The following is a 21,809-nucleotide window of genomic DNA, read 5'->3' on the forward strand; positions in this document are numbered from 1 at the left end:
CCGGATGGCATCAACCACGCAGGGCGGCGATGCGCTGTTCGATGGGCGGGTGGCTCATGAACAGCTCGCTCATGGAGCGCTTGCCGTTGATGCCAAACGCCATCATGGAGCCTTCCATCTGTGGCTCGGCACCGCGAGAGAGGCGCTGCAGCGCTGCAATCATCTTGTCACGACCCGCCAGCTTGGCGGCACCTGCGTCGGCGCGGAACTCACGCTGACGGCTGAACCACATGACGATCATTGAGGCCAGCACACCGAATGCCATCTCCAGCACGAACACGGTGATCATGTAGGCAAAACCACCGGAGCTGCTGCTCTCTTCGTCGTTGTTGGAGCTGAAGAAGTTGCTGATGACACCGGCCACGATACGGGCGAAGAACATCACGAAGGTGTTTACCACCCCCTGGATCAGGGTCAGAGTCACCATGTCACCGTTGGCCACATGGCTCACCTCGTGAGCCAGCACGGCTTCCGCCTCGTCGCGGCTCATGCTGTAGAGCAGGCCGGACGAAACAGCGACGAGGGAGTCGTCACGACGGGCGCCGGTCGCAAAAGCGTTCATCTCCGGCGAGTCGTAGATCCCCACTTCCGGCATCTTGATACCCGCTTCACGGGCCTGACGGGCAACGGTGCTGACCAGCCAGTGCTCTGTCTCGTTACGGGGTTGCTCGATGACCTGGACGCCATAGCTGCGCTTGGCCATCCACTTGGACATCAGCAAGGAGATAAAGGAACCCCCAAAACCGAACACGGCACAGAACATCAACAGACCGGAAATGCTGGACTTGTTGATCCCCAGAACCGAGAACAGGATATTGAGTACCACCCCCAGCACCAGCATGACGGCCAGGTTGGTCACCAGGAATAGCATAATTCGCTTCATATAGACTCCTTGTGAGATATGGATAGGTGCCTCCCGTTCCGGTTCACAGCCGGTCGGTATCACACCTGTTCCGCATAATAGATAGATTCGATGAATGTTCGCTGAATGTCGGGTTCAGAGCAGAGGGGATATATCGAGACGCCCGCGCAAATCAGCCTCAAGTGGATTGTTTACAAAGGGTATTTCACCCAAAAACGGCGCGGGGAGCAAGCCCCTCAAGGTGTCCAGGTTTTCCTGGTAGTGACTCATGGATCCGTACAGCCGATTCATGACCCAGCCTGCTACCGGCAGATTGTCGTTTCGAATGGCGGCAAAGGTGAGCAGCGCATGGTTGAGACAACCCAGCTTGGCCCCCACCACCATGATCACCGGCATGTTCTCCTGCTTGACCCAATCCGACAGCAGATGCTTGCGATCCAGCGGCAGAAACCAGCCGCCCGCCCCCTCTACCACGACAAGCTCGGCCCCCGCCTGCTCTATCTGGCGCAGACCGTCAGACAGTCCCTTCAGGGTAATGGCATCACGGGCCTCGCTGGCGGCGATATGGGGCGCAATGGGCGGTTCAAAGGCATACGGATTGACCATATCGTAAGGCAGCGACAGGTTGGCCGCCTCTTGCAGCAAGACGGCATCCAGGTTGCGCAACCCATCCGGGGTGCGAGCGCAACCAGCGGAGATCGGCTTGTAACCGGCGCACTGAATGCCATGGGCGACAAACTCCAGCAGCAGGGTGCGGGCGACCAGCGTCTTGCCCACATCGGTATCTGTGCCGGTGATAAAGAAGGATTTAACCATGATGACTCCTCAACACAAATCAGGCGACAGCCCGCCGTTTATAGGGGCAGATCACCTGCATATCAAGTATCTGGGACAGAAGATGAGTTCAGCCCGACTTGTTCGCACATCGCGTCCCCCGGACAGACCCGGCAAGGGGCGACTCAGGCCAGCTTATCGGCAGATCAGGCGCCCCAGGCACACCTGATAGCTGGCGGCCAGCAGGCCATCCGGCTGACGGTAGGCTTCATAAGCCTCCGTCAGGCGCTGCAAGCGCAGCCGACTGCTCAGACCTGATTGACGCGCATCGTTGAGCTGGCTGGCTCCTATGCCCTTGAGGTCGCGCAGCAGACCGCTCAACTCGTGATAGGAGAGCGCCCAGGCCAGACTCTCAAGGCAAGGCGCTGTGAAGCCCCCTGCGGCAACGGCATCTTGCAATTGTGGCAGGCTGAGGAAGCGATTGACATGGGGATGGTCGTCAACCGTGCGCCAGGCCTCACGCAACTGCCAGAGCGAATCGACAAGCAGGGTCGAGAACAGCAGTTGTCCACCGGGTTTGAGTACCCTGTGGAGTTCGGCAAACGCCTGCGCCGGTCGTTCACACCACTGCAGGGCGAGGCTGGAGAAGACCCAGTCCAGACTCCCGTCGGCAAACGGCAGACGCTCGGCATCGCCGCACACAAGTTGCGCACCGCTGCCACGCAGAGCCGCCTGCTGCAACATGCCGGGGGCAAGATCCAGTCCATGCAACTGGTGGCAACGACTGGCAAGGTGGGGCAGGAAAAATCCGGTACCACAACCCAGATCCAGCCCGGATATGGGAGATGTTGACAAGGAAGCGGGAGTCACCGGCTCCCCAGTCATGCGATCCAATAGCGCCAGACCGACTTCCTGCTGAAAACGGGCATGGGCATCGTAGTGGCGGGCCGCCGCCCCGAAACGGCGGGCGAGCTGCGCCTTGTCAACCTGCTGAAAGCGCTCATGCATGGCGAGCACCTCTCTGCTCTGCGGCAGACTCGCGCCTACTGGCCGTCAGGGTGCAAGGGCCGAGGGCCTCGAGCAGGCGGTCCACATCCTGTTCGCTGTGAGCCGCGCTTAACGTGATGCGCAGCCGCGCCGTACCGACCGGCACAGTGGGCGGGCGGATGGCGCTCACCCAGACGCCGCGATCCCGCAGCCGCTCGGCCAGTTGCAGGGCCGCACTGCTCTCCCCCACCAGCAGCGGCTGTATGGGGGTGTTGCTCGCACCGAGTTGCCAGCCCTGCGCCTGTGCCCCTTGCCGGAAACGGGCGATCAGCTGGCCAAGATGAGCGCGGGCATCGTCGGCGACCCGCACCAGTTCGATACTCTTGCTGACCGCACAGGCCTGGGCGGCCGGCATATGGGTGCTGTAGACATAGTGGCGAGCGAAGTTGACCAGATAATCCACCAGCTCGCGGCTGCCGCCGACAAAGGCCCCGGCCACCCCGAGCGCCTTGCCAAAAGTGCCCATCTGGATGTGTACGGATGCAGGAGCCACCCCTTGCGCCGCCAGGGTGCCGCGCCCCTCGGGCCCCAGCACGCCAAGGCCGTGAGCATCGTCGATCATCAGCCAGTTGCCGCTCTGGGCGGCCAGGCGGGCAAGCTCAGGCCAGGGGCCCTGATCCCCATCCATGCTGAACACCCCTTCCGAGACGATCAAACCCCGGTTTGGTTCGAGTTGGCGCTCGAGAGCAGTCATATCGTTGTGACCGAAGCGCTGCATCTTGCAGGGGAGCTGGCTGCCCATCTCCTGCAGGGAGGCGTGGTTGAGCCTGTCCTGCCACAGCAGATGCTCCTTGCCGAGCAAGGCCTTCAGCACCGCCTGATTGGCGGAAAATCCGCAGTTGAACAGCAGCACCGCCTCCACCCCCAACCAGTCAGCGAGCGTCTCTTCCAGCTGCTGGTGAGCACGGCTGTAGCCGGTCACCAGGGGCGAGGCACCGGAGCCAGCCCCATAGCTGTCAATCCCGTCCTTGAAAGCGGCCTTGATGGCAGGATGATCGGCCAGTCCCAGATAGTCGTTGGCACAGAAGTTGAGGTAGTCGCGGCCCGCTACCTGCAGCCTCCCCCCCACGCAGCCATCGGTGGCAGTGCGGCGGCGAAGCAAGGCGGCCTGCTCGCGCCCGGCCAGAGCCTTACCCAGACCAAAAGGGCCCGTTACCACAGGGCTCTTCATGGACGCACGACGCCTGCACGGGGACGGGTAGCATCGTAAAACATCTCATCCGGCGCGTTCTGGCGGCTCACCTCGGCCAGCAGCTCGGCTTCCAGTTCCAATGTCTGAACCTGATCCGGCTTCTGGGCTCGCTGGGCGGGGCGAATGCCGAGCCGTTTGAACAGCTGCATATCGCTGTTCTCATCCGGGTTTGGCGTGGTCAGCAGCTTGCAGCCATAAAAAATCGAATTTGCACCTGCCATAAAGCACATGGCTTGCATCTGTTCGTTCATCTTCTCCCGCCCGGCGGAGAGGCGCACATGGGAGGCAGGCATCATGATCCGTGCCACGGCTATGGTACGGATGAATTCGAACGAATCGAGGTTCGCTTCGTTTTCAAGCGGCGTCCCTTTCACCTTCACCAGCATGTTGATGGGCACGCTCTCCGGGTGGCGCGGCAGGTTGGCGAGCGCCATCAAAAGACCCGCCCGATCTTTTGCCTGCTCACCCATGCCGACTATGCCACCGGAGCAGACCTTCATGCCGGCGCCGCGCACATGCTCCAGGGTATCGAGCCTGTCCTGATAGGTACGGGTAGAAATGATCTCGCCATAGAACTCCGGCGAGGTGTCGAGGTTGTGGTTGTAGTAGTCAAGACCTGCGGCACCGAGACGGGCGGCCTGATCCGCGGTGAGCATCCCTAGCGTCATGCAAGTCTCCATGCCTAGTCCTCGCACCTCTTCAATCATCCGCAGTATGTAGGGCATGTCCCTCTCTTTGGGGTTGCGCCAGGCGGCCCCCATGCAAAAGCGCGACGAACCGTTGGCCCTGGCCTCACGGGCCCGCTCCAGTACCTTCTCCACCTCCATCAGCCGCTCGGTCTCAAGCCCTGTGTGATAGCGGGCACTCTGGGGACAATATTTGCAATCCTCCGGGCAGGCACCCGTCTTGATGGAGAGCAAGGTGCTCACTTGCACCTCGTTGGGATCGAAATGGGCGCGGTGTATCGTCTGTGCCTGGAACAGCAGATCATTGAATGGCAGGGCAAACAGGGCCTGAACCTCGGCGAGGGTCCAGTCGTGACGAAGGGCGTGGCCGCCCGCGGTGTAAGCATTCATACATGGCTTCCGGTTGTTATAAGTGGGATCCTGCGCCCGCCATCCTGGATGGCCGAGCCCCGGACCCGCCACTTTGCCCCCGCGCCATCCAGCGAGTGAGGAGCCAAGTGGCTGAAATTGTTGGCTAGTGTAGAGAGCGCGCGTAGACTGTCAACACCGACCAGATCAAATCCATTGACAACAGAACATAAAATGAACAACCAAGAATTCGACTTGAATCACATCTGGCACCCCTATACCTCTCTCACCCATCCCCTGCCCTGCTATGAAGTGGGCAGCGCCAAAGGAGTCACCATCACTCTCGCCGATGGTCGCGAACTGGTGGATGGCATGAGCTCCTGGTGGGCCTGTATCCACGGCTACCAGGTGCCTGAACTCGATGCGGCCGCCACCGCCCAGCTCGGCAAGATGTCCCATGTCATGTTTGGCGGCCTGACCCATGCCCCGGCGGTCGAGCTGTGCCGCAAGCTGGTGGAGATCACACCGGCCGGTCTGGATCGGGTGTTTCTGGCCGACTCGGGATCGGTGGCGGTGGAAGTGGCGCTCAAGATGGCCCAGCAGTACTGGCACGCCAAAGGCCCCCCCAGAGCCAAGTTCGTCACACTGCGCGGCGGCTATCACGGCGACACCTTCGGTGCCATGAGCGTTTGTGACCCGGATGGCGGCATGCACGAGCTCTACCAGGGCTTCCTGCCCGAGCACTACTTTGCCCCGGCCCCCAGCTGCCGCTTCCACGCCCAGTGGGACGAAGAGTGTGTGGTGGATCTCGCCACGCTCGTCGCTGACCATCATGAAGAGATCGCAGCCATCATCCTCGAACCCATAGTGCAGGGAGCGGGCGGCATGCGCTTCTACCACCCCCGCTATCTGCAATGGGTACGCGCTTTGTGCGACGAGTTCGGCCTGCTGCTGATTGCCGACGAGATTGCCACCGGGTTTGGTCGCACCGGCCAGCTGTTTGCCTGTGACTGGGCTGGCATCAGCCCCGACATCATGTGCCTTGGCAAGGCGCTCACCGGCGGTTACATGACCCTCTCTGCCACCCTCACCACAGAACATGTCGCCCGCACGATTTGCGACGGGAAAGCGGGGGTCTTTATGCACGGGCCTACCTTTATGGGCAATCCGCTGGCCTGCGCCGTGGCCTGTGCCTCCATCGATCTGCTGCTGGCCTCGCCGTGGCAGGAACGGGTGCAGGCCATCGAGCATCAGCTCAAAACCGAGCTGGTGCGGCTGACCCTGAACCCTTTGGTTGCCGATGTGAGAGTGCTTGGCGCCATCGGCGTGGTGGAGATGAAGGAGCGGGTAGATGTGGCCCGTATCCAGCGCAAGTTTGTGGAGTTGGGTGCCTGGATCCGGCCATTTGGCAAACTCATCTACCTGATGCCCCCCTTCGTCATCACACCGGCACAATTGAGTGTGCTGACCCAGGCCATCCATGAAGCCATCGCCAGCGGCGAGTTCTAAGCCGGCATGAAAAGGCCCGGCATGAGAATGCAGGGCCTTTTGACTCTTTTTTATCAGAATGTGAGCAAGACACCAGACCCGGGCGACCATGACGAGTAGACTGCGCGGGTTTTACCCAACAGATGTACTGCTCCCATGCGCCTCTCCATTGCTGCCAAAATCAACTTCTTCCTGCTGTTCATCTTTTCCATGGTGCTGGTCTTCTCTGCGGCCTATCAGGCGGTGCGTGAGCGCGACCTCATCCTGACGCTTATCAAGGAGCAGAGCCGCGAGCAGACCGAAGCCTATTTCGACGGCCTCAACATGCTGATGCTGACCGGCAAGATGGACGCTCGCGACACACTGCGAAACAAGTTCCTCGATCACGCCCACGTGGAAGATGCCCGCATCGTCCGCGGTGATGCAATCAGCAAGCAATACGGGCCGGGCCGCGAAACAGAGCAGGGCAAGGATGAGTACGATCGACTGGCGCTGGCGGGCAAGGGCAGCCTGGAGGTGGTGCACGACGGCATGCACAGCAAGCTGGTGGTAACCCGACCGCTGTTGGCCAAGAAAGATTTTCGCGGTACAGACTGCACCAGTTGCCATCTGGTACCGGAGAACACTGTGCTGGGGGCTGTGCGCTTTGACTACTCCCTCGACACCCTCTTTACCCGGGTCGAGCAGAACATTCTCACGTCGGCGCTTATTCTCACCGGTATCTTCGGGCTGGGGCTGCTGTTGACCCTTTGGGTCATTCGCACCTGGATAGTTCGCCCCCTCAACCAGTTGACCCGTTCCATGGAAGAGGCCACCGACCTGCATGACTTCGGTCACCGATTGGAAGGGGATGAAGGGGACGAGATTGGCCGGGTGGCACTGGCTTACAACCAGATGCTCGACAGCGTGGAACGTCAGCTCGGCAAGCGCCCTGCCGCGCAGGCGAAGCCGGATAAAAAGCAGGATTAGCCCGCATAGTAGAACAGCAAACTGGCGATGAAGATCAGCAGCAGTATGGTCAGATTGACGTGCAGTGAGTCTTCCCGTCGTCGGCTGCGTTTACGCTCCAGCAAAAACACCGCCAGGGTCAACAGGCAACAACCCCAGAGCCAATAAACCAGCCAGGGAGTCAGTACGGGATCCCAATAATCGCGAACTGCTATCCCCCCGTAGACCAGAAAACCGTACGCCACTTCCGGGCGCGCATAGTGATAGAGGGAGAGCAGCACGATAAAGCCCGCCCAGCAGAGGATCACCAAGCCCTGCAGCCCTCTGGTCAACCAGTCCGGTCCCTGTCGCCGCTCTTTCACGTCCATCCCCTGCCCCACTGGCCCGGCCATCAGGTGATCCGGGCATAAATCCCCTCCAGAGTCCGACATTTTTGCTTGTTTATCAAACCCGCGCGGGTAAGATTGTCGGCTTAGTCTGCCATGATGGGCCAGTGAATGCCCGGGCCAGACCCCTAGTGTTGCAAATAGCGCTGCAAGAACAAGCTGGAGACAATATTTCGATGACGCACGCATCCGTAGTAGATGTGCTGACCGGTAAATATGCGGTTGGCACCACCCAGACAGTAAAAGGGTGGATCCGGACTCGCCGTGATTCCAAGGCGGGGATCTCATTTTTGGCCGTATCCGACGGCTCCTGTTTCCATCCGGTACAGGCAGTTGTCCCCAATACCCTGGCCAATTATGAGAATGAAGTGCTGCGTCTGACCACAGCTTGCTCCGTGGAAGTGACCGGTGTGGTTGCCGCCTCCCAGGGCAGCGGTCAGGCTTTCGAACTGCAAGCCACCGACGTCAAGGTCGTAGGCTGGGTCGAAGATCCGGACACCTACCCCATGGCCGCCAAGCGCCACAGCATAGAGTACCTGCGTGAACAGGCCCACCTGCGTCCGCGCACCAACATAGTCGGCGCCGTGACCCGGGTGCGCAACTGCCTGGCCCAGGCCATCCACCGCTTCTTCCATGAAGAGGGTTATCTGTGGATTGCGGCTCCGCTCATCACCGCCTCTGACACCGAAGGTGCCGGCGAGATGTTCCGCGTCTCCACCCTGGATCTGGAAAACCTGCCGCGCACCGACGCTGGCAAGGTCGATTACGACAAGGACTTCTTCGGCAAAGAGACCTTCCTGACCGTTTCCGGTCAGCTCAACGTCGAAACCTACGCCTGTGCCCTCTCCAAGGTCTACACCTTCGGGCCCACCTTCCGCGCCGAGAATTCCAACACCAGCCGCCATTTGGCCGAGTTCTGGATGGTTGAGCCGGAAATTGCCTTCGCTAACCTGGACGATAACGCCGCCCTGGCCGAAGCCATGCTCAAGTACGTCTTCAACGCCGTACTGGCCGAGCGCCGTGACGATCTGGAGTTCTTTGCCCAGCACGTCGACAAGGATGCCATCGGTCGTCTGGAACGCTTCGTCTCCTCCGACTTTGCCCAGATCGACTACACAGATGCCATCGAAGTGCTGAAAAACTGTGGCAAGAAGTTCGAGTTCCCTGTCTCCTGGGGCATCGATCTCTCCTCCGAGCACGAGCGCTATCTGGCCGAGGAGCACTTCAAGTCTCCTGTAGTGGTGAAGAACTACCCGAAAGACATCAAAGCCTTCTACATGCGTCTCAACGATGACGGCAAGACTGTTGCCGCCATGGACGTACTGGCCCCCGGGATCGGCGAGATCATCGGCGGTGCCCAGCGTGAAGAGCGCCTCGAGGTACTCGATCAGCGCATGGCCGAAATGGGTCTGAACAAGGAAGATTACTGGTGGTATCGCGATCTGCGCCGCTTCGGCACAGTCCCGCACGCCGGTTTCGGCCTCGGTTTCGAGCGTCTGGTAGTCTACGTGACCGGTATGGGCAACGTCCGTGACGTTATCCCCTTCCCCCGTACACCCCGTACCGCCGAATTCTGATAACGGCCCTTTGCCGACAAAGCCGACCTCAGGGTCGGCTTTTTGTTGCCCGCCCCACGGCATTCGCCCCTCGCAGCCACCACAATTAATCTCACTTCCCCTTCTGGCTGCAGCCTTGCTGCACTGCACCTCAAGATACCAGCCCCGTATGATACCAACCAGGCCCCCTTCAAATAACAATCATGTTAATACGTGGTTTTTATGCAGTTAAATCAAAAAGCGATGAGTTATTGAAGTACCTCAATTTTTTGCCCCTTTGAGAAGGGCACAATACCCACTAACCCTTTAGGGCTAAATAAAAACAGACAATCCCGGTCCATGAGCTCAACACAGCACAGATATGGATTAAATCACGCGAGGTAATGGAATGATCTTGATGGAATTTATGGTGGTACTCGGCTGCTTGTTGCTGGGTACCCGATTTGGGGGCATGGGACTGGGTCTCATCAGTGGCATAGGTCTGTTCCTGCTGACCTTCGTGTTCGGCCTTGCACCGGGCGAACCGCCGGTGCAAGTCATGCTGACCATACTCGCGGTGATCGGCTGCGCCGCCACCCTGCAGACCGCCGGCGGCCTCAACCTGATGATGCAGGTGGCCGAGCGTCTGCTGCGCCGTCACCCGCAATACATCACCATACTGGCCCCGCTCACCACCTGGACCCTCACCTTCCTGTGCGGTACCGGCCACGTGGTTTACACCATGTTCCCCATCATCTCCGACATAGCGCTGCAAAAGAACATCCGCCCGGAACGGCCGATGGCAGTGGCCTCCGTCGCCTCCCAGATGGCGATTTGCGCCTCGCCAGTCTCGGTCGCCGTGGTCTCCATGGTCTCCATACTGGCAGCCGGACACGGTATCGGTGAGGCTTACGGCCTGCTGGATATCCTGATGATTGCCATCCCCTCCTCGTTGACCGGCGTGATGATGGCGGCCCTGTGGAGCCTGCGTCGCGGCAAGGATCTGGACAAGGATGAAGAGTTTCAGGCCAGGATCAAGGATCCGGAGCAGCACGCCTTCATCTATGGCGGCGGTGAAACCCTGCTCAACACCAAGTTCCCGAAAGAGGCCTACTGGTCTACCTGGATCTTCTTCGCCGCCATCGCTGCCGTAGTATTGCTTGGCGCCAACGAAGGGCTGCGCCCCGTGTTCACCATCAAGGACAAGACAGGCCCTCTCTCCATGAACCTGGTGATCCAGATGATGATGCTGATCGCCGGTGCCATCATTCTGATGCGCTGCAAGGTCAAACCGGGTGAGATCGCCAACGGGGCTGTCTTCAAGGCCGGCATGGTCGCCATCTTCTCCGTGTTCGGGGTTGCATGGATGAGCGAAACCTTCTTCCAGGCCCACATGCCGCTGCTCAAAGAAACCCTGTCCCACGTGGTACAGGCCCAGCCCTGGACCTACGCCCTGGTGCTGTTCCTCATCTCCAAGCTGGTCAACAGCCAGGCTGCCGCCCTGACCGCCATCGCCCCCATGGGTCTGGCGCTGGGGGTGGAGCCCAAGCTGCTGATCGCCTTCCTGCCGGCCAGCTACGGTTACTTCGTGCTGCCGACCTACCCGAGCGATCTGGCCTGTATCGGTTTCGACCGTTCCGGCACCACCCGCATCGGCAAGTTCATCATCAACCACAGCTTCATCATTCCGGGGCTGATCGGGGTGAGCAGCTCCTGCGCCCTGGGTTACGTGCTGACCACCATTCTGCTCTAATCGCAGCGGTGTTTATCGCACCATTGCCACACAGGCCCCCAACTTCGGGGGCCTGCTCTTTTCTCCCCCTGCCTATTCCCGTTACGATTTCACGCCACGGCTTTACCTGCGACCCCGCCACTGGGTAGCATGCTCCCTCTTTCACCATCGGAATCGACTCCATGTCTCGCGTCATCCTGCTCTGGAGCGGCGGCAAAGATGCCATGCAGGCCCTCTGTCGTGCCCGTGAGCAGGGGCATCAGGTGGTGGCACTGGTCACCTTTGCCCCGCCATCCCCCCGTTTTCTCGCTCATCCCCTGCCACTGGTACGCCGTCAGGCCGAGGCGCTGGGCCTGCCCCACCAGCTGGTTACCATAGAAGCGCCATTCGATCAGAGCTACGAAAGGGCACTGGCCGACTTGCAGCAGGAGTGGAAACTCGATGGGGTGGTCACCGGCGATATCGACAGCGTGGGGGGCGCCAGCAACTGGATCCGCGAACGCTGCCGCCCGCTGGGGCTTGAGGTACACACACCGCTCTGGCAGCAATCTCGCGAAGCACTGCTGAGCGACATGCTTGGGCGCGGCATCGTCGCCCACCTCTCCTGCGTCGATACCCGCACGCTGGCACCCGACTGGGTCGGTCGTGTGCTGGACGCATCCGCCATCACTGAATTGAAAGCGCTGGCAGACCGGCAGGGGTTCGATCTGTGTGGGGAACAAGGGGAATACCACACCATGGTGACCGACGGCCCGGGCTTTGCCGCCCCTCTTGGGCTTGATGGCTGGCATCTGGCAGCGCAGGCACACCTGGCCTACCTGACAGAAAAGGAGGAATAGCCGGGCGGCGGTGAAGGCAGGAGCTTCTTCTGGCGGCAAACAAGCGGGTTCAATCGTTGATCCGGTCGCGGTTTGGTAAAGGGCCATATGAGCCAGCAATAGGAGGATACAGACATAGACGGCACCGTTTTCCCTTGCTCCTGGTCGCCAACCATGACGGAGCCTCACTTCGCCAGAACAAAACTCCAAAAAAACAATAAAAAATGGAAATTTAAACTAATAGCAAAGCTTTAGAATCCCTTTGCCAAGCATTCTGGCGAGGAACCTCAGGCTTTTTTGCTCTGGATCAACGTCAGGGGCCAGTGAACTGGCCAAGATGCCCATCGACATACAGCGACCATTTCGCGCCGGAGAGAGTTATGACAAACCAAGCCACTGCAGGCACCACAACCTGCGACTACAAGCTATGGGACATCCTCGTCGAGTCAGCAAAGGAACGCACTACCATTCGTTACTCCAAACTGGCCAGGCAGGCCGGGCTGGAGAATAGCCAGGATGAGCTGCGCACCCTGCTGCAACGCATCCGCATGTACTGCACCGAACACCAGTTGCCGATCCTCTCCACCATAGTGGTGGACGATGTGGGCAAATACACCGGCCTCTCCTCCGGCCTGCCGGACGCTCCTTGGGAGCGTGCCAGGGTGTTTGACTACCAATGGCCTGTTGCCCCCTGATCCAGACATTCATCACCATAACGCGCCCGCTGGCGCGTTTTGTACTTCTTCGGGCCCGCTTTCCTGAACCGCAGGCAAAAAAAACCCGCCTCAAAGGCGGGTACTAAGCAAGCAACGCTCTGGATGACCAGAGTAAAGAGTTCAGGCTGTCGAATCTTGCCACCCCCGGCACCACGCGAAAGAGGTAACAGGACAACATGGGTTTGTATAAATCGCTGATTTATCCAAGCTTCATGCTGACCATCGACGGGGAGTGAGACTAAAGTGAAGGCCCTGCTTAAGGAAATGATTTATTAGTATTCCATTATGCACAGAATGAATTTACGAGGCGTCGACCTCAACCTGCTGGTGGTGCTCAAGGCCCTGCTGGAGGAACGCAACACCACCAAGGCCGCCGAGCGACTCGCCATGAGCCAGCCTGCCGTCAGTCGGGCTCTGGCCCGCCTGCGGCTGCTCTATGACGATCCCCTGCTGATCCGCACCCCCCTGGGAATGGAACCTACCGCAAGGGCACAGGCACTCTTGCTGCCACTGCGGGAAATACTGCACGACATAGAGCAGACCTTCAGCCAGCCCGAACAGCACGACCCGAGCCAGTTCGAGGGAGTACTGCGCATCGGTGCCCACACCTATGTGGAATATGTGATGATGCCAAGCCTGCTGGGGCGCCTGCAGCAGCAAGCGCCCAACCTGCGCATCCACATGGTGCCCCTCAATGCAGATTACGAGGACCAGCTCGACGAAGGGGTTGTCAGCATGGTGATCAGCAAGCAGGACGAGGTACCCGGTCGCTTTCGCCGCATCCCGCTGTTTGAAGACAAGCTGATCTGCGCCGCCCACAGCAGCCATCCCTTTCAGGGTCAGGTGCTCTGCATAGAGTCTTTCGCCAAGGCCCAGCATCTGCTGGTCGCCCCCCGTGGCAGCGAAGGGGGCATAGTCGATGACCTGCTCGCAGCGCACGGCATGACCCGCCATACCCCCTTGATAGTGCAGAGTTTTCTGGCAGCACCCTTCATCCTGCCCTATGCCCCCCTGCTGCTGACCTCGCCAGCCAGGGTGCTGCGTCCGCTGATGCCGCTGCTGGATCTGGTGGAGTACGAGACCCGCTTTACCCTGCCGACCTTCGAGGTCAGCCTCATCCGCCATCGCCGCGACGACAACCACGCCATGCTCAACTGGTTCGAGTCAGAATTGCATCTCTGGTGCCAATCCCTCTGCGAGCTATGATCCCCTCCGGCGCCCCGTGCGCCGGGCTCTTTTCCCATCATCACAGCATTTGACTCTGGCCCTTTGGCTGGCGACTCCCCTGGTAAAATCCCCCGAGTCGCAGTGCCAGCGTTGCCTTGAGATCGCCACAATGCCAGAATCGGGCCTTTCCTTGATTTCATGTTCAGATCTCAAGTTTCAGCTTTCAGGGCCCACGCCCGCAGACAAGGACTCCCCATGGCCACCACCCTCTATGGCATCAAAAACTGCGACACCATCAAGAAAGCCCGCAAGTGGCTGGACGAGGCTGGCATCGACTACCGCTTTCACGACCACAGGGCCGATGGCCTGGATCCCGCCGCGCTGGATAGCTGGCTGGCAAAGCTTGGCTGGGAAGCTCTGCTCAACAGCCGTGGCACCACCTTCCGCGCCCTGCCGGACGAAGCAAAACAGGGGCTGGATACCGCAAAAGCGCGCGCACTGCTGCTGGAACATCCGGCCATGATCAAGCGCCCGCTGCTGGATCGGGATGGCGAGCTGACCCTGGGTTTCAAGGCTGATCACTATCAATCCCTCTTCTCTCGTTAAACTTTTTAAGGAACGCTGATGTCGGACGTCATCGCACTGGCCAAGGATCTGATCCGCCGCCCCTCCGTTACCCCGCAGGATGAAGGGTGTCAGGCCCTGATGAGCGAACGCCTGGCGCGTCTTGGCTTCGTCATCGAACCCATGGTGTTTGAAGACACCACCAACCTCTGGGCGCGCCGTGGCAGCGAAGGCCCCCTGTTCTGCTTCGCCGGCCACACCGATGTGGTACCGGCCGGGCCGCTGGAGAAGTGGCACACACCGCCGTTCGAACCGACCATCCAGGATGGCGTGCTCTACGGTCGCGGCGCTGCCGACATGAAGGGATCCCTCGCCGCCATGGTGGTGGCCGTCGAACGCTTCGTGGCCGAGCATCCGGATCACAAGGGGTCCATCGCCTTTCTCATCACCTCGGATGAAGAGGGCCCCTTCATCAATGGCACAGTGCGTGTCATCGACACCCTTGAAGCGCGCAACGAGAAGATCCGCTGGTGCATCGTCGGCGAGCCCTCCTCCACCCATGTGGTGGGGGATGTGGTAAAGAACGGTCGACGTGGCTCCATCACAGGGGATCTGCTGGTGCGTGGCGTACAGGGGCATGTGGCCTATCCCCATCTGGCGGACAACCCCATCCACAAGGCGGCGCCGGCATTGACTGAGCTCGCCGAGACGGTATGGGATGAAGGCAACGCCTACTTCCCCCCCACCAGCTTCCAGATTGCCAATATCCAGGCCGGCACCGGCGCCTCCAACGTCATTCCGGGGGAGTTGCAGGTTCAGTTCAACTTCCGCTTCAGCACACAACTGACCGACATGGATATTCGTGAACGCGTCCAGGCCCTGCTCGACAAACACGGTCTGGACTACGAGCTGACATGGACCCTCTCCGGCCAGCCATTTCTGACCGATACCGGCGCCCTGCTGGAGGCCACAGTGGCGGCGGTAGCGGCGGTCAATGGCCAGCAACCGGCCCTGCTCACCACGGGCGGCACCTCGGATGGGCGCTTTATCGCCCCCACAGGGGCCGAAGTGATCGAACTCGGGCCCGTCAATGCCACCATCCACAAGGTGAACGAGTGCGTGAAGGCCGAGGATCTGGATCTGCTGGCAGCGATGTACCAAGGGGTACTCGAGAGATTGCTGGCATGACCCAGGAACAACTGCTGGGGCTCGACGAGAGTCACCTTGTTCTGGTGGGACGCGGGCCTCATCGCCTGACCGCTGCCACTGCAGCGGCCTTCAACGACATGCAGGTGGCCGCCGCCCATGAAGGACACAACCTGCAGGCGGCCTCCAGCTGGCGCAGCTTCGAGCGTCAGCTCGCCATCTGGAATGGCAAGTGGCGCGGTGAGCGCCCCCTGCTGGATGCCGACAACCAGCCTATGGACACACTGCAACTGAGCGAGTGCGAACGGCTGCACGCCATACTGCGCTGGAGCGCCCTGCCCGGTACCAGTCGCCATCACTGGGGCACGGATCTGGACATCTATGATCCCGACTGCCTGCCTGCCGGTACCAAGCTGGCGCTGGAGCCCTGGGAGTATGAAGCCGGGGGCTGGTTTAGCGACCTCGGCGACTGGCTGACCGACCACATGAATGACTTCGGCTTCTTCCTGCCTTATGCCAGACCTGTGGGTAGCGGCAGCGGTGTCGCCTACGAACCCTGGCATATCAGCTTCGCGCTGGAATCCCGAGAGCAGCGGCTGGATCCGGATGCGCTGGCGCTTTGCCTGCAACAGGCGGATATTGAAGGCAAGTCGACCATATTGGCCCATCTTGACGAGATTTTGGCCCGTTATGTCACCACCTGTCCTGACGAAAGGAAAACCCCATGAATCTCTGGCTGTGGATTGGTTTGCCACTGCTCTTCCTGCTTGGCATGTTTCTCAATGCCATCAAGGACATGAAGCGGCTGGAGAAACAGCTGCCCAAATACAAGGACAAGATACGGGAAGTCAAGGATGACGAGGACGACTGATCGCCCTCTCAGCCCGCCAGGGGCGCCACTATGGCGCCCCTGCTGCTTTTCACGAGGACGGAATTCCCCCTCCCCATACTGATGCAGGCTCCGTGATCCCGTTCACATAGAACAGGACTTCTTTCTCCCTTCCTTCCCGCCATCTTCAAGGTAAAAACCCAGTTCCTGGCAGCACTGAAAATGTAAAAAACTGCAAATAAATGCACAATTAAGCCACACTGCGCCCAACAAACTGCATATAATGTGCCTGTTTTGCATTTTGACAGAAGGAGTTCGCCATTGGATGCCGTCACCATCAACAGTTTCTTTTTAGTCGCGGCCTTGTTGGTGGGAGCCAGTGTCCTGTTGAGCGCGCTCTCCTCTCGCCTTGGCATCCCCATTTTGGTGATATTTCTCGCGGTCGGCATGCTGGCCGGGGAAGATGGACCGGGGGGCATTCACTTCGCTGACTACTCGGTTGCCTATCTGGTGGGCAACCTGGCGCTCGCCATCATATTGCTCGACGGCGGCATGCGTACCCGGGTTTCTTCTTTTCGGGTCGCACTCTGGCCAGCGCTCTCGCTGGCAACCGTCGGCGTGGCCATCACCACAGGGCTGACCGGTCTGGCCGCCGCCTGGTTGTTCGACCTCAACCTGATGCAGGGCATGCTGATCGGCGCCATCGTCGGCTCCACCGATGCGGCGGCTGTCTTCTCCCTGCTCGGCGGGCGCAGCCTCAACGAGCGGGTCAGTGCCACCCTGGAGATAGAGTCCGGCAGCAACGACCCCATGGCGGTGTTTCTCACCGTCACCCTGATCGAAATTCTTGCCACCAACCAACAGGGGCTGGACTGGTTCTTCCTGCTGCTGCAACTGGGCAAGCAGTTTGGCCTCGGTGCCGGCATAGGTCTGGGCGGCGGCTGGCTGTTGTGGAAACTCATCAACAGCGCCAGGCTGGCTCCGGGCCTCTATCCCCTGCTGACCGTCAGTGGTGGCCTGCTCATCTTCGCCCTCACCACGGCCATCGGAGGCAGCGGCATCCTCGCCATCTATCTCACCGGCCTGCTGCTCGGCAACCTCTCCCTGCGCAGTCGCAGTACCACGCTGTCGGTACTCGATGGCCTGACCTGGCTCAGCCAGATCGGCATGTTCCTAGTGCTGGGGCTGCTGGCCTCCCCCCACAAGCTGCTGCCCATCGCCCTGCCGGCGCTGGCACTCGCCGCCTGGATGATACTGTTCGCCCGTCCCGTCTCTGTCTGGATTGGCCTCTTGCCGTTCAAGAACTTCGCGCCCCGCGAGCGCTGGTTCATCTCCTGGGTGGGGCTGCGCGGCGCCGTGCCCATCATACTGGCTGTCTTCCCCATGATGGCCGGGCTGCCCAACGCCCAGCTCTACTTCAATGTCGCCTTCTTCGTGGTGCTGGTCTCCCTCATACTGCAAGGCAGCTCGCTGCCGCTGGCATCAAAGCTGGCCAGGGTTGAGGTACCGGCACCGCCGTCACCCATCAACCGATCCGGGCTTGAGATAGATCTGGACAGCCAGTGGGAGACCTTCGTCTACCGCCTCAGCGCCGAGAAGTGGTGCATCGGCTCGCCCCTGCGGGATCTGCGCATGCCCAAGGGTACCCGTATCTGTGCCCTGTTCCGGGATCAGGAGCTGCTGCACCCCTCGGGCAGTACCTGCCTGCAATCCAATGACATCCTCTGCGTCATAGGACACGAGCGAGATCTGCCAGCTCTCGGCCAGCTGTTCAGTCAGGCTCCTGAGCAGGATCTGGGTCCGCGCTTCTTCGGTGACTTCCTGCTGGAGGCGGCCGCCAATATGGTGGACCTGGCTCCGCTCTACGGGCTGGATGTGAGCGAGGTGGCGGATCAGACACTTGGCGATTTTCTTGCCGACCAGTTGGGCGATAATCTGGTAGTCGGCGATCAGGTCGAATGGCAGGGCCTGATCTGGACAGTGGCCGAAATGGAAGAGGGCAAGCCCCGCAAGATAGGGGTGCGCTTTCAGGAAGAAGACCCGGTCTGACGCACATCGTCTGACCCGCCTTTGCGAGCAGGGAGTTCATTATGCCTTACCAAACCGAGTTGTCTGGCCTGCAACCCCCTTTTCCCAATCTGGGATTGATAGAGGGATTCTTTGGCAAGGGCTGGAGCTGGGAAGCCCGCGCCCGCTACGCTCAATGGCTGCCACGCCACGGCTACGGCTTCTACATCTATGCCCCGAAAGAAGATGGCTATCTGCGCAAGCACTGGGCCCTGCCCTGGCCTGAAGCCGAGCTCGAGGCTCTGCGCCAGCTGGCCCGCCAGTGCCGCGACAACGGCCTCGCCTTCGGGGTGGGCTTGAGCCCCATGGGTGCCCACCACGACTATGATCGCAAGCGCCCGGCCCTGTTGGAGAAGGTGCGCCTCATCGACGAAGCGCTGCAGCCTGACATACTGGCTGTGCTGTTCGACGACATGAAGGGGGATACCCCGGATCTGGCCCACCACCAGCTCACCATAGCCCACGACATTGCGGCCCACAGCAAGGCCGGCCGTCTCATCTTCTGCCCCAGCTACTACTCCACGGATCCCGTGCTGGAAAAGGTGTTCGGCGCCATGCCCCCCCGCTATCTGGAGGATATAGGCCAGCAACTCGACCGCCGTTTCGAGATCTTCTGGACAGGCCCCAGGGTCTGCTCCAGCGAATACCCGGCCCCCCACCTCAAACAGGTGACCGAGCTGCTCGGGCGCAAACCCTTTTTGTGGGACAACTACCCGGTCAACGATGGCAGCAAGGCCAGCAGCTTCCTGCACCTGCGCGCCTTCGAGAATCGTCCGGCAGAACTTGTGGATCTGGTCGCGGGCCACGCAGTCAACCCCATGAAGCAGGCGGCGCTTTCTGTGCTGCCGCTCGCCACCCTGCCCATGAGCTACCGGCTCGGCAAGCAGTATGATGCTGACAAGGCGCTGCACGCCTCCCTCAATGCCACCTGCGGGCCGCAGATTTCGGCGATGATAGAGGCAGACCTGCCGCTGTTTCAGGACATGGGGCTGGCCCTGCTCACCCAGGAGCAGATCGCCCATCTCAAGCGCCGTTACCTGCCGTTTCAGGATCAGGTGTGTGTAAACGAAATCTTGCGCTGGCTGGCGGGTGAATATGTGTTTGATCCTGACTGCCTGACCGACTGAGACAAGCCACGCCAGATGCCACAGGAGGCTGCATGGACGCATCCCTGATCTACCAGAACCTGGCGGTGCTTGCCGCCTTCTTGCTGATCTACAGCCTGATCGCAGGTCGCTTCGAATCCAGATTGATCAATGGCCCCTTGCTGTTCCTGCTGATGGGCTGGCTGCTGGGGCCAGGCGGGCTCAACCTGATGTCACTCTCGGTCGACAGCGAGGGGATAAAGCTGCTGGCAGAGCTCACCCTGGTCATAGTGCTGTTCAATGACGCCGCCAACACCAACTGGCAAGTATTGGCAGCCAACCGCGCCCTCCCCATACGATTGCTGCTCATCGGCCTGCCACTCACCCTGCTGGGGGGCACCCTGTTCGGCCTCTGGCTCTACCCGGATCTGCCGCTGCTGGAGCTGGCCATCCTCTCCACCATCCTCGCCCCCACAGATGCGGCGCTCGGCAAGGCCGTGGTCAGCAATCCGGCCGTGCCCGCACCCATCAGGGAGGGGCTCAATCAGGAGAGTGGCCTCAACGACGGTATCTGCGTGCCAGTGCTCTTGCTGCTGCTCGCCCTCATCGCCCCCACCGAACAGCACGCAGGCACGGGCATGCTGGCCATAACCTTGCTGCTGGAAGAGATAGGCATAGGCCTGCTGGTGGCCCTGGTGCTCACCAGCCTCACCATACGGCTGCTGAAAACCTCCTACCTCAACGGCTGGCAACTGCCGCTCTGGCGCCAGCTCACCATGCCGGGGCTGGCCCTGCTCTGCTTTGCGCTTGCCCAGACCCTGGGGGGCAGCGGTTTTATCGCCGCCTTCGTCGGGGGTCTCTTGATGGGCCGCAGACTGGGGGAGCACAAACACGCTTACATGGATAGCTGCGAAGGGTATGGGGACCTGCTCTCCGTGGTGATCTGGATGGTGTTCGGCGCCACCCTGATGCCCATGCTGCCGGAGCTGCTGCACTGGCAATACTGGCTCTATGCCGCCGCCAGCCTCACCCTGCTGCGCATGCTGCCGGTCTGGCTGAGCCTGCTGGGGACAGGACTAAAACCCGAGTTGATGCTCTTCATCGGATGGTTCGGACCAAGGGGGCTCGCCAGCATTGTCTTTGCCGTCATGGTGTTGCAACACGAGCCCGCGCTGCTGGGACAAGAACCCATCATAGCCACTGTGCTTTGCACCATCATACTGAGCGTCATCTTGCACGGTATCAGTGCCAACCCCTGGGTCAGGCGCTTCAAGACGGCGTAAATACCCGACAGTGGCCAAAGGTATGGCAGAGGGGATAAACAACCTCATCGCCATTGCGGTATAAAACAATACCCCCAGTCAAGACTGGGGGTATTGTGGATAGATCAAGACATGTATGAGCGGCGTATTTCAAGGTGCCATGGCAATCGAGGCTGATTTGGTCCCCTTGTGGCCGCCCCCATCATGACCGGATATTGCCCTCTGTTGCACGGTAAACCAGAATGCCCGGCTTGTTTTTCACATAGTCAATAAAAGGCGAATCCACTACCTTCATATTCGTCGAAACAGAAGAGGCATTGCGAAGTACGGGGCCATTTTCACCCCGAATGAAAATACCAGTATGGGTCACATCCAGACCGGCAATATTGGTATAGATACCGATATAATCACCATCTTCCAGCAAGCTCAGCATGTCTTCGTCCACGCGATCACCAGGAATATAAGTGATGTCGCGATTCTTCACCGCCAGCCCCGGAATATAGTGACTGCCATCTTCTTTTTGATTCAATACTTTGGCGGCGGTCACCACATAGTTGCCGACCAGATGGGTCACATCCTTCACCTGATTGCCACCATGGACCCAATCAGAGAAAAAATGCTTTCTGGTCAGGTAGTTGACTTCACCATTTACATAACGAGTGTACATGACATTCTCGATGAAATTATGCACACTCGTTGAGTGTCGCAGTGACTCAACGTAATCCAGATAGGTGAAGCAATCCAGCTCACCAAAATCCACCACCAGTTTTTCCTGCCGGTCGCTCGATCCCACCAGCCGATTGGCAACATAAGGATTCTCGAGAAACAGTTGCGAGAAATCCTTTATTGACTGACCCGGTGCCACATTCTGATGTTGAGCAAACATCCTGGTGAGTTGCTGCTCCTTTATATTGTAAAAATCCAGGTTTTTCCCGTTGCCGGCCGCAACCCCGCCAGAAAAAGCGAGCAAAGCGGCGCCTATTACCTTCACCATTGAGTACCATCCTTGACCATAAAAGCGAGCAGCAGGGGATACCCCTGTCGCGAACAGAGTCGACAATATGCATCTAATGCCATTCGAGACTGATGAATTAAGGGCCGATTGAAAACAAAAAAAATGTAAGTAAATGTACCCAACTCGCCAGATATTGGCCTGA

The 21,809-nt window shown here is 59.8% G+C and carries 21 protein-coding genes; 14 read left to right on the forward strand and 7 right to left on the reverse strand.

Annotated features, from left to right (window positions below; translation table 11 throughout):
- Positions 1-10 precede the first annotated feature (10 nt).
- The 5 genes from htpX to bioB form a co-directional block, all read right to left on the reverse strand.
- Positions 11-883, reverse strand: coding sequence for a protease HtpX (gene htpX / locus ONZ54_RS15320; RefSeq protein WP_005313012.1), 873 nt, complete (start codon positions 881-883; stop codon positions 11-13).
- Between the two features lie 114 nt (positions 884-997).
- Positions 998-1,678 (reverse strand): dethiobiotin synthase, encoded by a 681-nt coding sequence (gene bioD / locus ONZ54_RS15325; RefSeq protein WP_096119200.1) that lies wholly within the window; start codon positions 1,676-1,678, stop codon positions 998-1,000.
- A gap of 153 nt (positions 1,679-1,831) precedes the next feature.
- Entirely contained in the window at positions 1,832-2,644 is an 813-nt protein-coding gene (gene bioC / locus ONZ54_RS15330; RefSeq protein WP_271786581.1) for a malonyl-ACP O-methyltransferase BioC, read from the reverse strand.
- The gene (gene bioF, locus ONZ54_RS15335; protein WP_271786582.1) at positions 2,637-3,854 is read right to left on the reverse strand and encodes an 8-amino-7-oxononanoate synthase; all 1,218 of its coding nucleotides are present in this window, start codon (positions 3,852-3,854) and stop codon (positions 2,637-2,639) included. The genes bioC and bioF overlap by 8 nt, the downstream gene beginning before the upstream one ends.
- Entirely contained in the window at positions 3,851-4,951 is a 1,101-nt protein-coding gene (gene bioB, locus ONZ54_RS15340) for a biotin synthase BioB (RefSeq protein WP_059112588.1), read from the reverse strand. The genes bioF and bioB overlap by 4 nt, the downstream gene beginning before the upstream one ends.
- Positions 4,952-5,143: 192 nt before the next feature.
- On the opposite strand from bioB, the gene bioA reads away from it, so the two are divergent.
- Positions 5,144-6,418, forward strand: a complete 1,275-nt coding sequence (bioA, locus tag ONZ54_RS15345) for an adenosylmethionine--8-amino-7-oxononanoate transaminase (protein WP_271786583.1) — start codon at positions 5,144-5,146, stop codon at positions 6,416-6,418.
- Between the two features lie 135 nt (positions 6,419-6,553).
- Positions 6,554-7,366 carry a HAMP domain-containing protein gene (locus ONZ54_RS15350; protein WP_005312995.1) on the forward strand — a complete coding sequence of 271 codons (813 nt, stop codon included), beginning with the start codon at positions 6,554-6,556 and terminating at the stop codon, positions 7,364-7,366.
- Here ONZ54_RS15350 and ONZ54_RS15355 read toward each other — a convergent pair.
- Positions 7,363-7,713: a hypothetical protein gene (locus ONZ54_RS15355; protein ID WP_011898929.1), complete on the reverse strand. Its 351-nt coding sequence runs from the start codon at positions 7,711-7,713 to the stop codon at positions 7,363-7,365. The genes ONZ54_RS15350 and ONZ54_RS15355 overlap by 4 nt on opposite strands.
- Positions 7,714-7,907: 194 nt before the next feature.
- Between ONZ54_RS15355 and asnS the strand changes: the two genes are divergently transcribed.
- The 12 genes from asnS (at position 7,908) to ONZ54_RS15415 (ending at position 20,673) form a co-directional block, all read left to right on the forward strand.
- Positions 7,908-9,308 (forward strand): asparagine--tRNA ligase, encoded by a 1,401-nt coding sequence (gene asnS / locus ONZ54_RS15360; RefSeq protein ID WP_059112591.1) that lies wholly within the window; start codon positions 7,908-7,910, stop codon positions 9,306-9,308.
- Between the two features lie 367 nt (positions 9,309-9,675).
- Positions 9,676-11,019: an anaerobic C4-dicarboxylate transporter gene (locus ONZ54_RS15365; RefSeq protein ID WP_021137946.1), complete on the forward strand. Its 1,344-nt coding sequence runs from the start codon at positions 9,676-9,678 to the stop codon at positions 11,017-11,019.
- 161 nt (positions 11,020-11,180) lie between these two features.
- The gene (locus ONZ54_RS15370) at positions 11,181-11,837 is read left to right on the forward strand and encodes a Dph6-related ATP pyrophosphatase (RefSeq protein ID WP_271786584.1); all 657 of its coding nucleotides are present in this window, start codon (positions 11,181-11,183) and stop codon (positions 11,835-11,837) included.
- A gap of 359 nt (positions 11,838-12,196) precedes the next feature.
- Complete coding sequence (locus ONZ54_RS15375; protein WP_005312982.1) at positions 12,197-12,511, forward strand: hypothetical protein; 315 nt, start codon at positions 12,197-12,199, stop codon at positions 12,509-12,511.
- Positions 12,512-12,826: 315 nt separating this feature from the next.
- Positions 12,827-13,738, forward strand: a complete 912-nt coding sequence (locus ONZ54_RS15380; RefSeq protein WP_011898932.1) for a LysR family transcriptional regulator — start codon at positions 12,827-12,829, stop codon at positions 13,736-13,738.
- Positions 13,739-13,954: 216 nt separating this feature from the next.
- Positions 13,955-14,305, forward strand: a complete 351-nt coding sequence (locus ONZ54_RS15385) for an ArsC family reductase (RefSeq protein WP_087756063.1) — start codon at positions 13,955-13,957, stop codon at positions 14,303-14,305.
- 18 nt (positions 14,306-14,323) lie between these two features.
- Positions 14,324-15,451: a succinyl-diaminopimelate desuccinylase gene (gene dapE / locus ONZ54_RS15390; protein WP_271786585.1), complete on the forward strand. Its 1,128-nt coding sequence runs from the start codon at positions 14,324-14,326 to the stop codon at positions 15,449-15,451.
- Positions 15,448-16,137, forward strand: coding sequence for a M15 family metallopeptidase (locus ONZ54_RS15395; RefSeq protein ID WP_021137951.1), 690 nt, complete (start codon positions 15,448-15,450; stop codon positions 16,135-16,137). Before dapE ends, ONZ54_RS15395 begins: the two co-directional genes overlap by 4 nt.
- Entirely contained in the window at positions 16,134-16,280 is a 147-nt protein-coding gene (locus ONZ54_RS15400; RefSeq protein ID WP_017411705.1) for a hypothetical protein, read from the forward strand. The genes ONZ54_RS15395 and ONZ54_RS15400 overlap by 4 nt, the downstream gene beginning before the upstream one ends.
- A gap of 279 nt (positions 16,281-16,559) precedes the next feature.
- A complete protein-coding gene (locus ONZ54_RS15405; RefSeq protein ID WP_005312960.1) occupies positions 16,560-18,287 on the forward strand; it encodes a potassium/proton antiporter in 1,728 nt (575 codons plus the stop codon).
- Between the two features lie 41 nt (positions 18,288-18,328).
- Positions 18,329-19,432 (forward strand): beta-N-acetylglucosaminidase domain-containing protein, encoded by a 1,104-nt coding sequence (locus ONZ54_RS15410; protein WP_021137953.1) that lies wholly within the window; start codon positions 18,329-18,331, stop codon positions 19,430-19,432.
- A gap of 32 nt (positions 19,433-19,464) precedes the next feature.
- Positions 19,465-20,673 (forward strand): cation:proton antiporter, encoded by a 1,209-nt coding sequence (locus ONZ54_RS15415; RefSeq protein ID WP_271786586.1) that lies wholly within the window; start codon positions 19,465-19,467, stop codon positions 20,671-20,673.
- Between the two features lie 181 nt (positions 20,674-20,854).
- Here ONZ54_RS15415 and ONZ54_RS15420 read toward each other — a convergent pair whose 3' ends face one another.
- On the reverse strand, positions 20,855-21,646 hold the full coding sequence (locus ONZ54_RS15420) for a DUF1460 domain-containing protein (protein WP_058395060.1): 792 nt from the start codon (positions 21,644-21,646) through the stop codon (positions 20,855-20,857).
- Positions 21,647-21,809 lie beyond the last annotated feature (163 nt).

Origin of the sequence: Aeromonas salmonicida (genome assembly GCF_028355655.1) — a bacterium.
Lineage (GTDB): Bacteria > Pseudomonadota > Gammaproteobacteria > Enterobacterales > Aeromonadaceae > Aeromonas > Aeromonas salmonicida.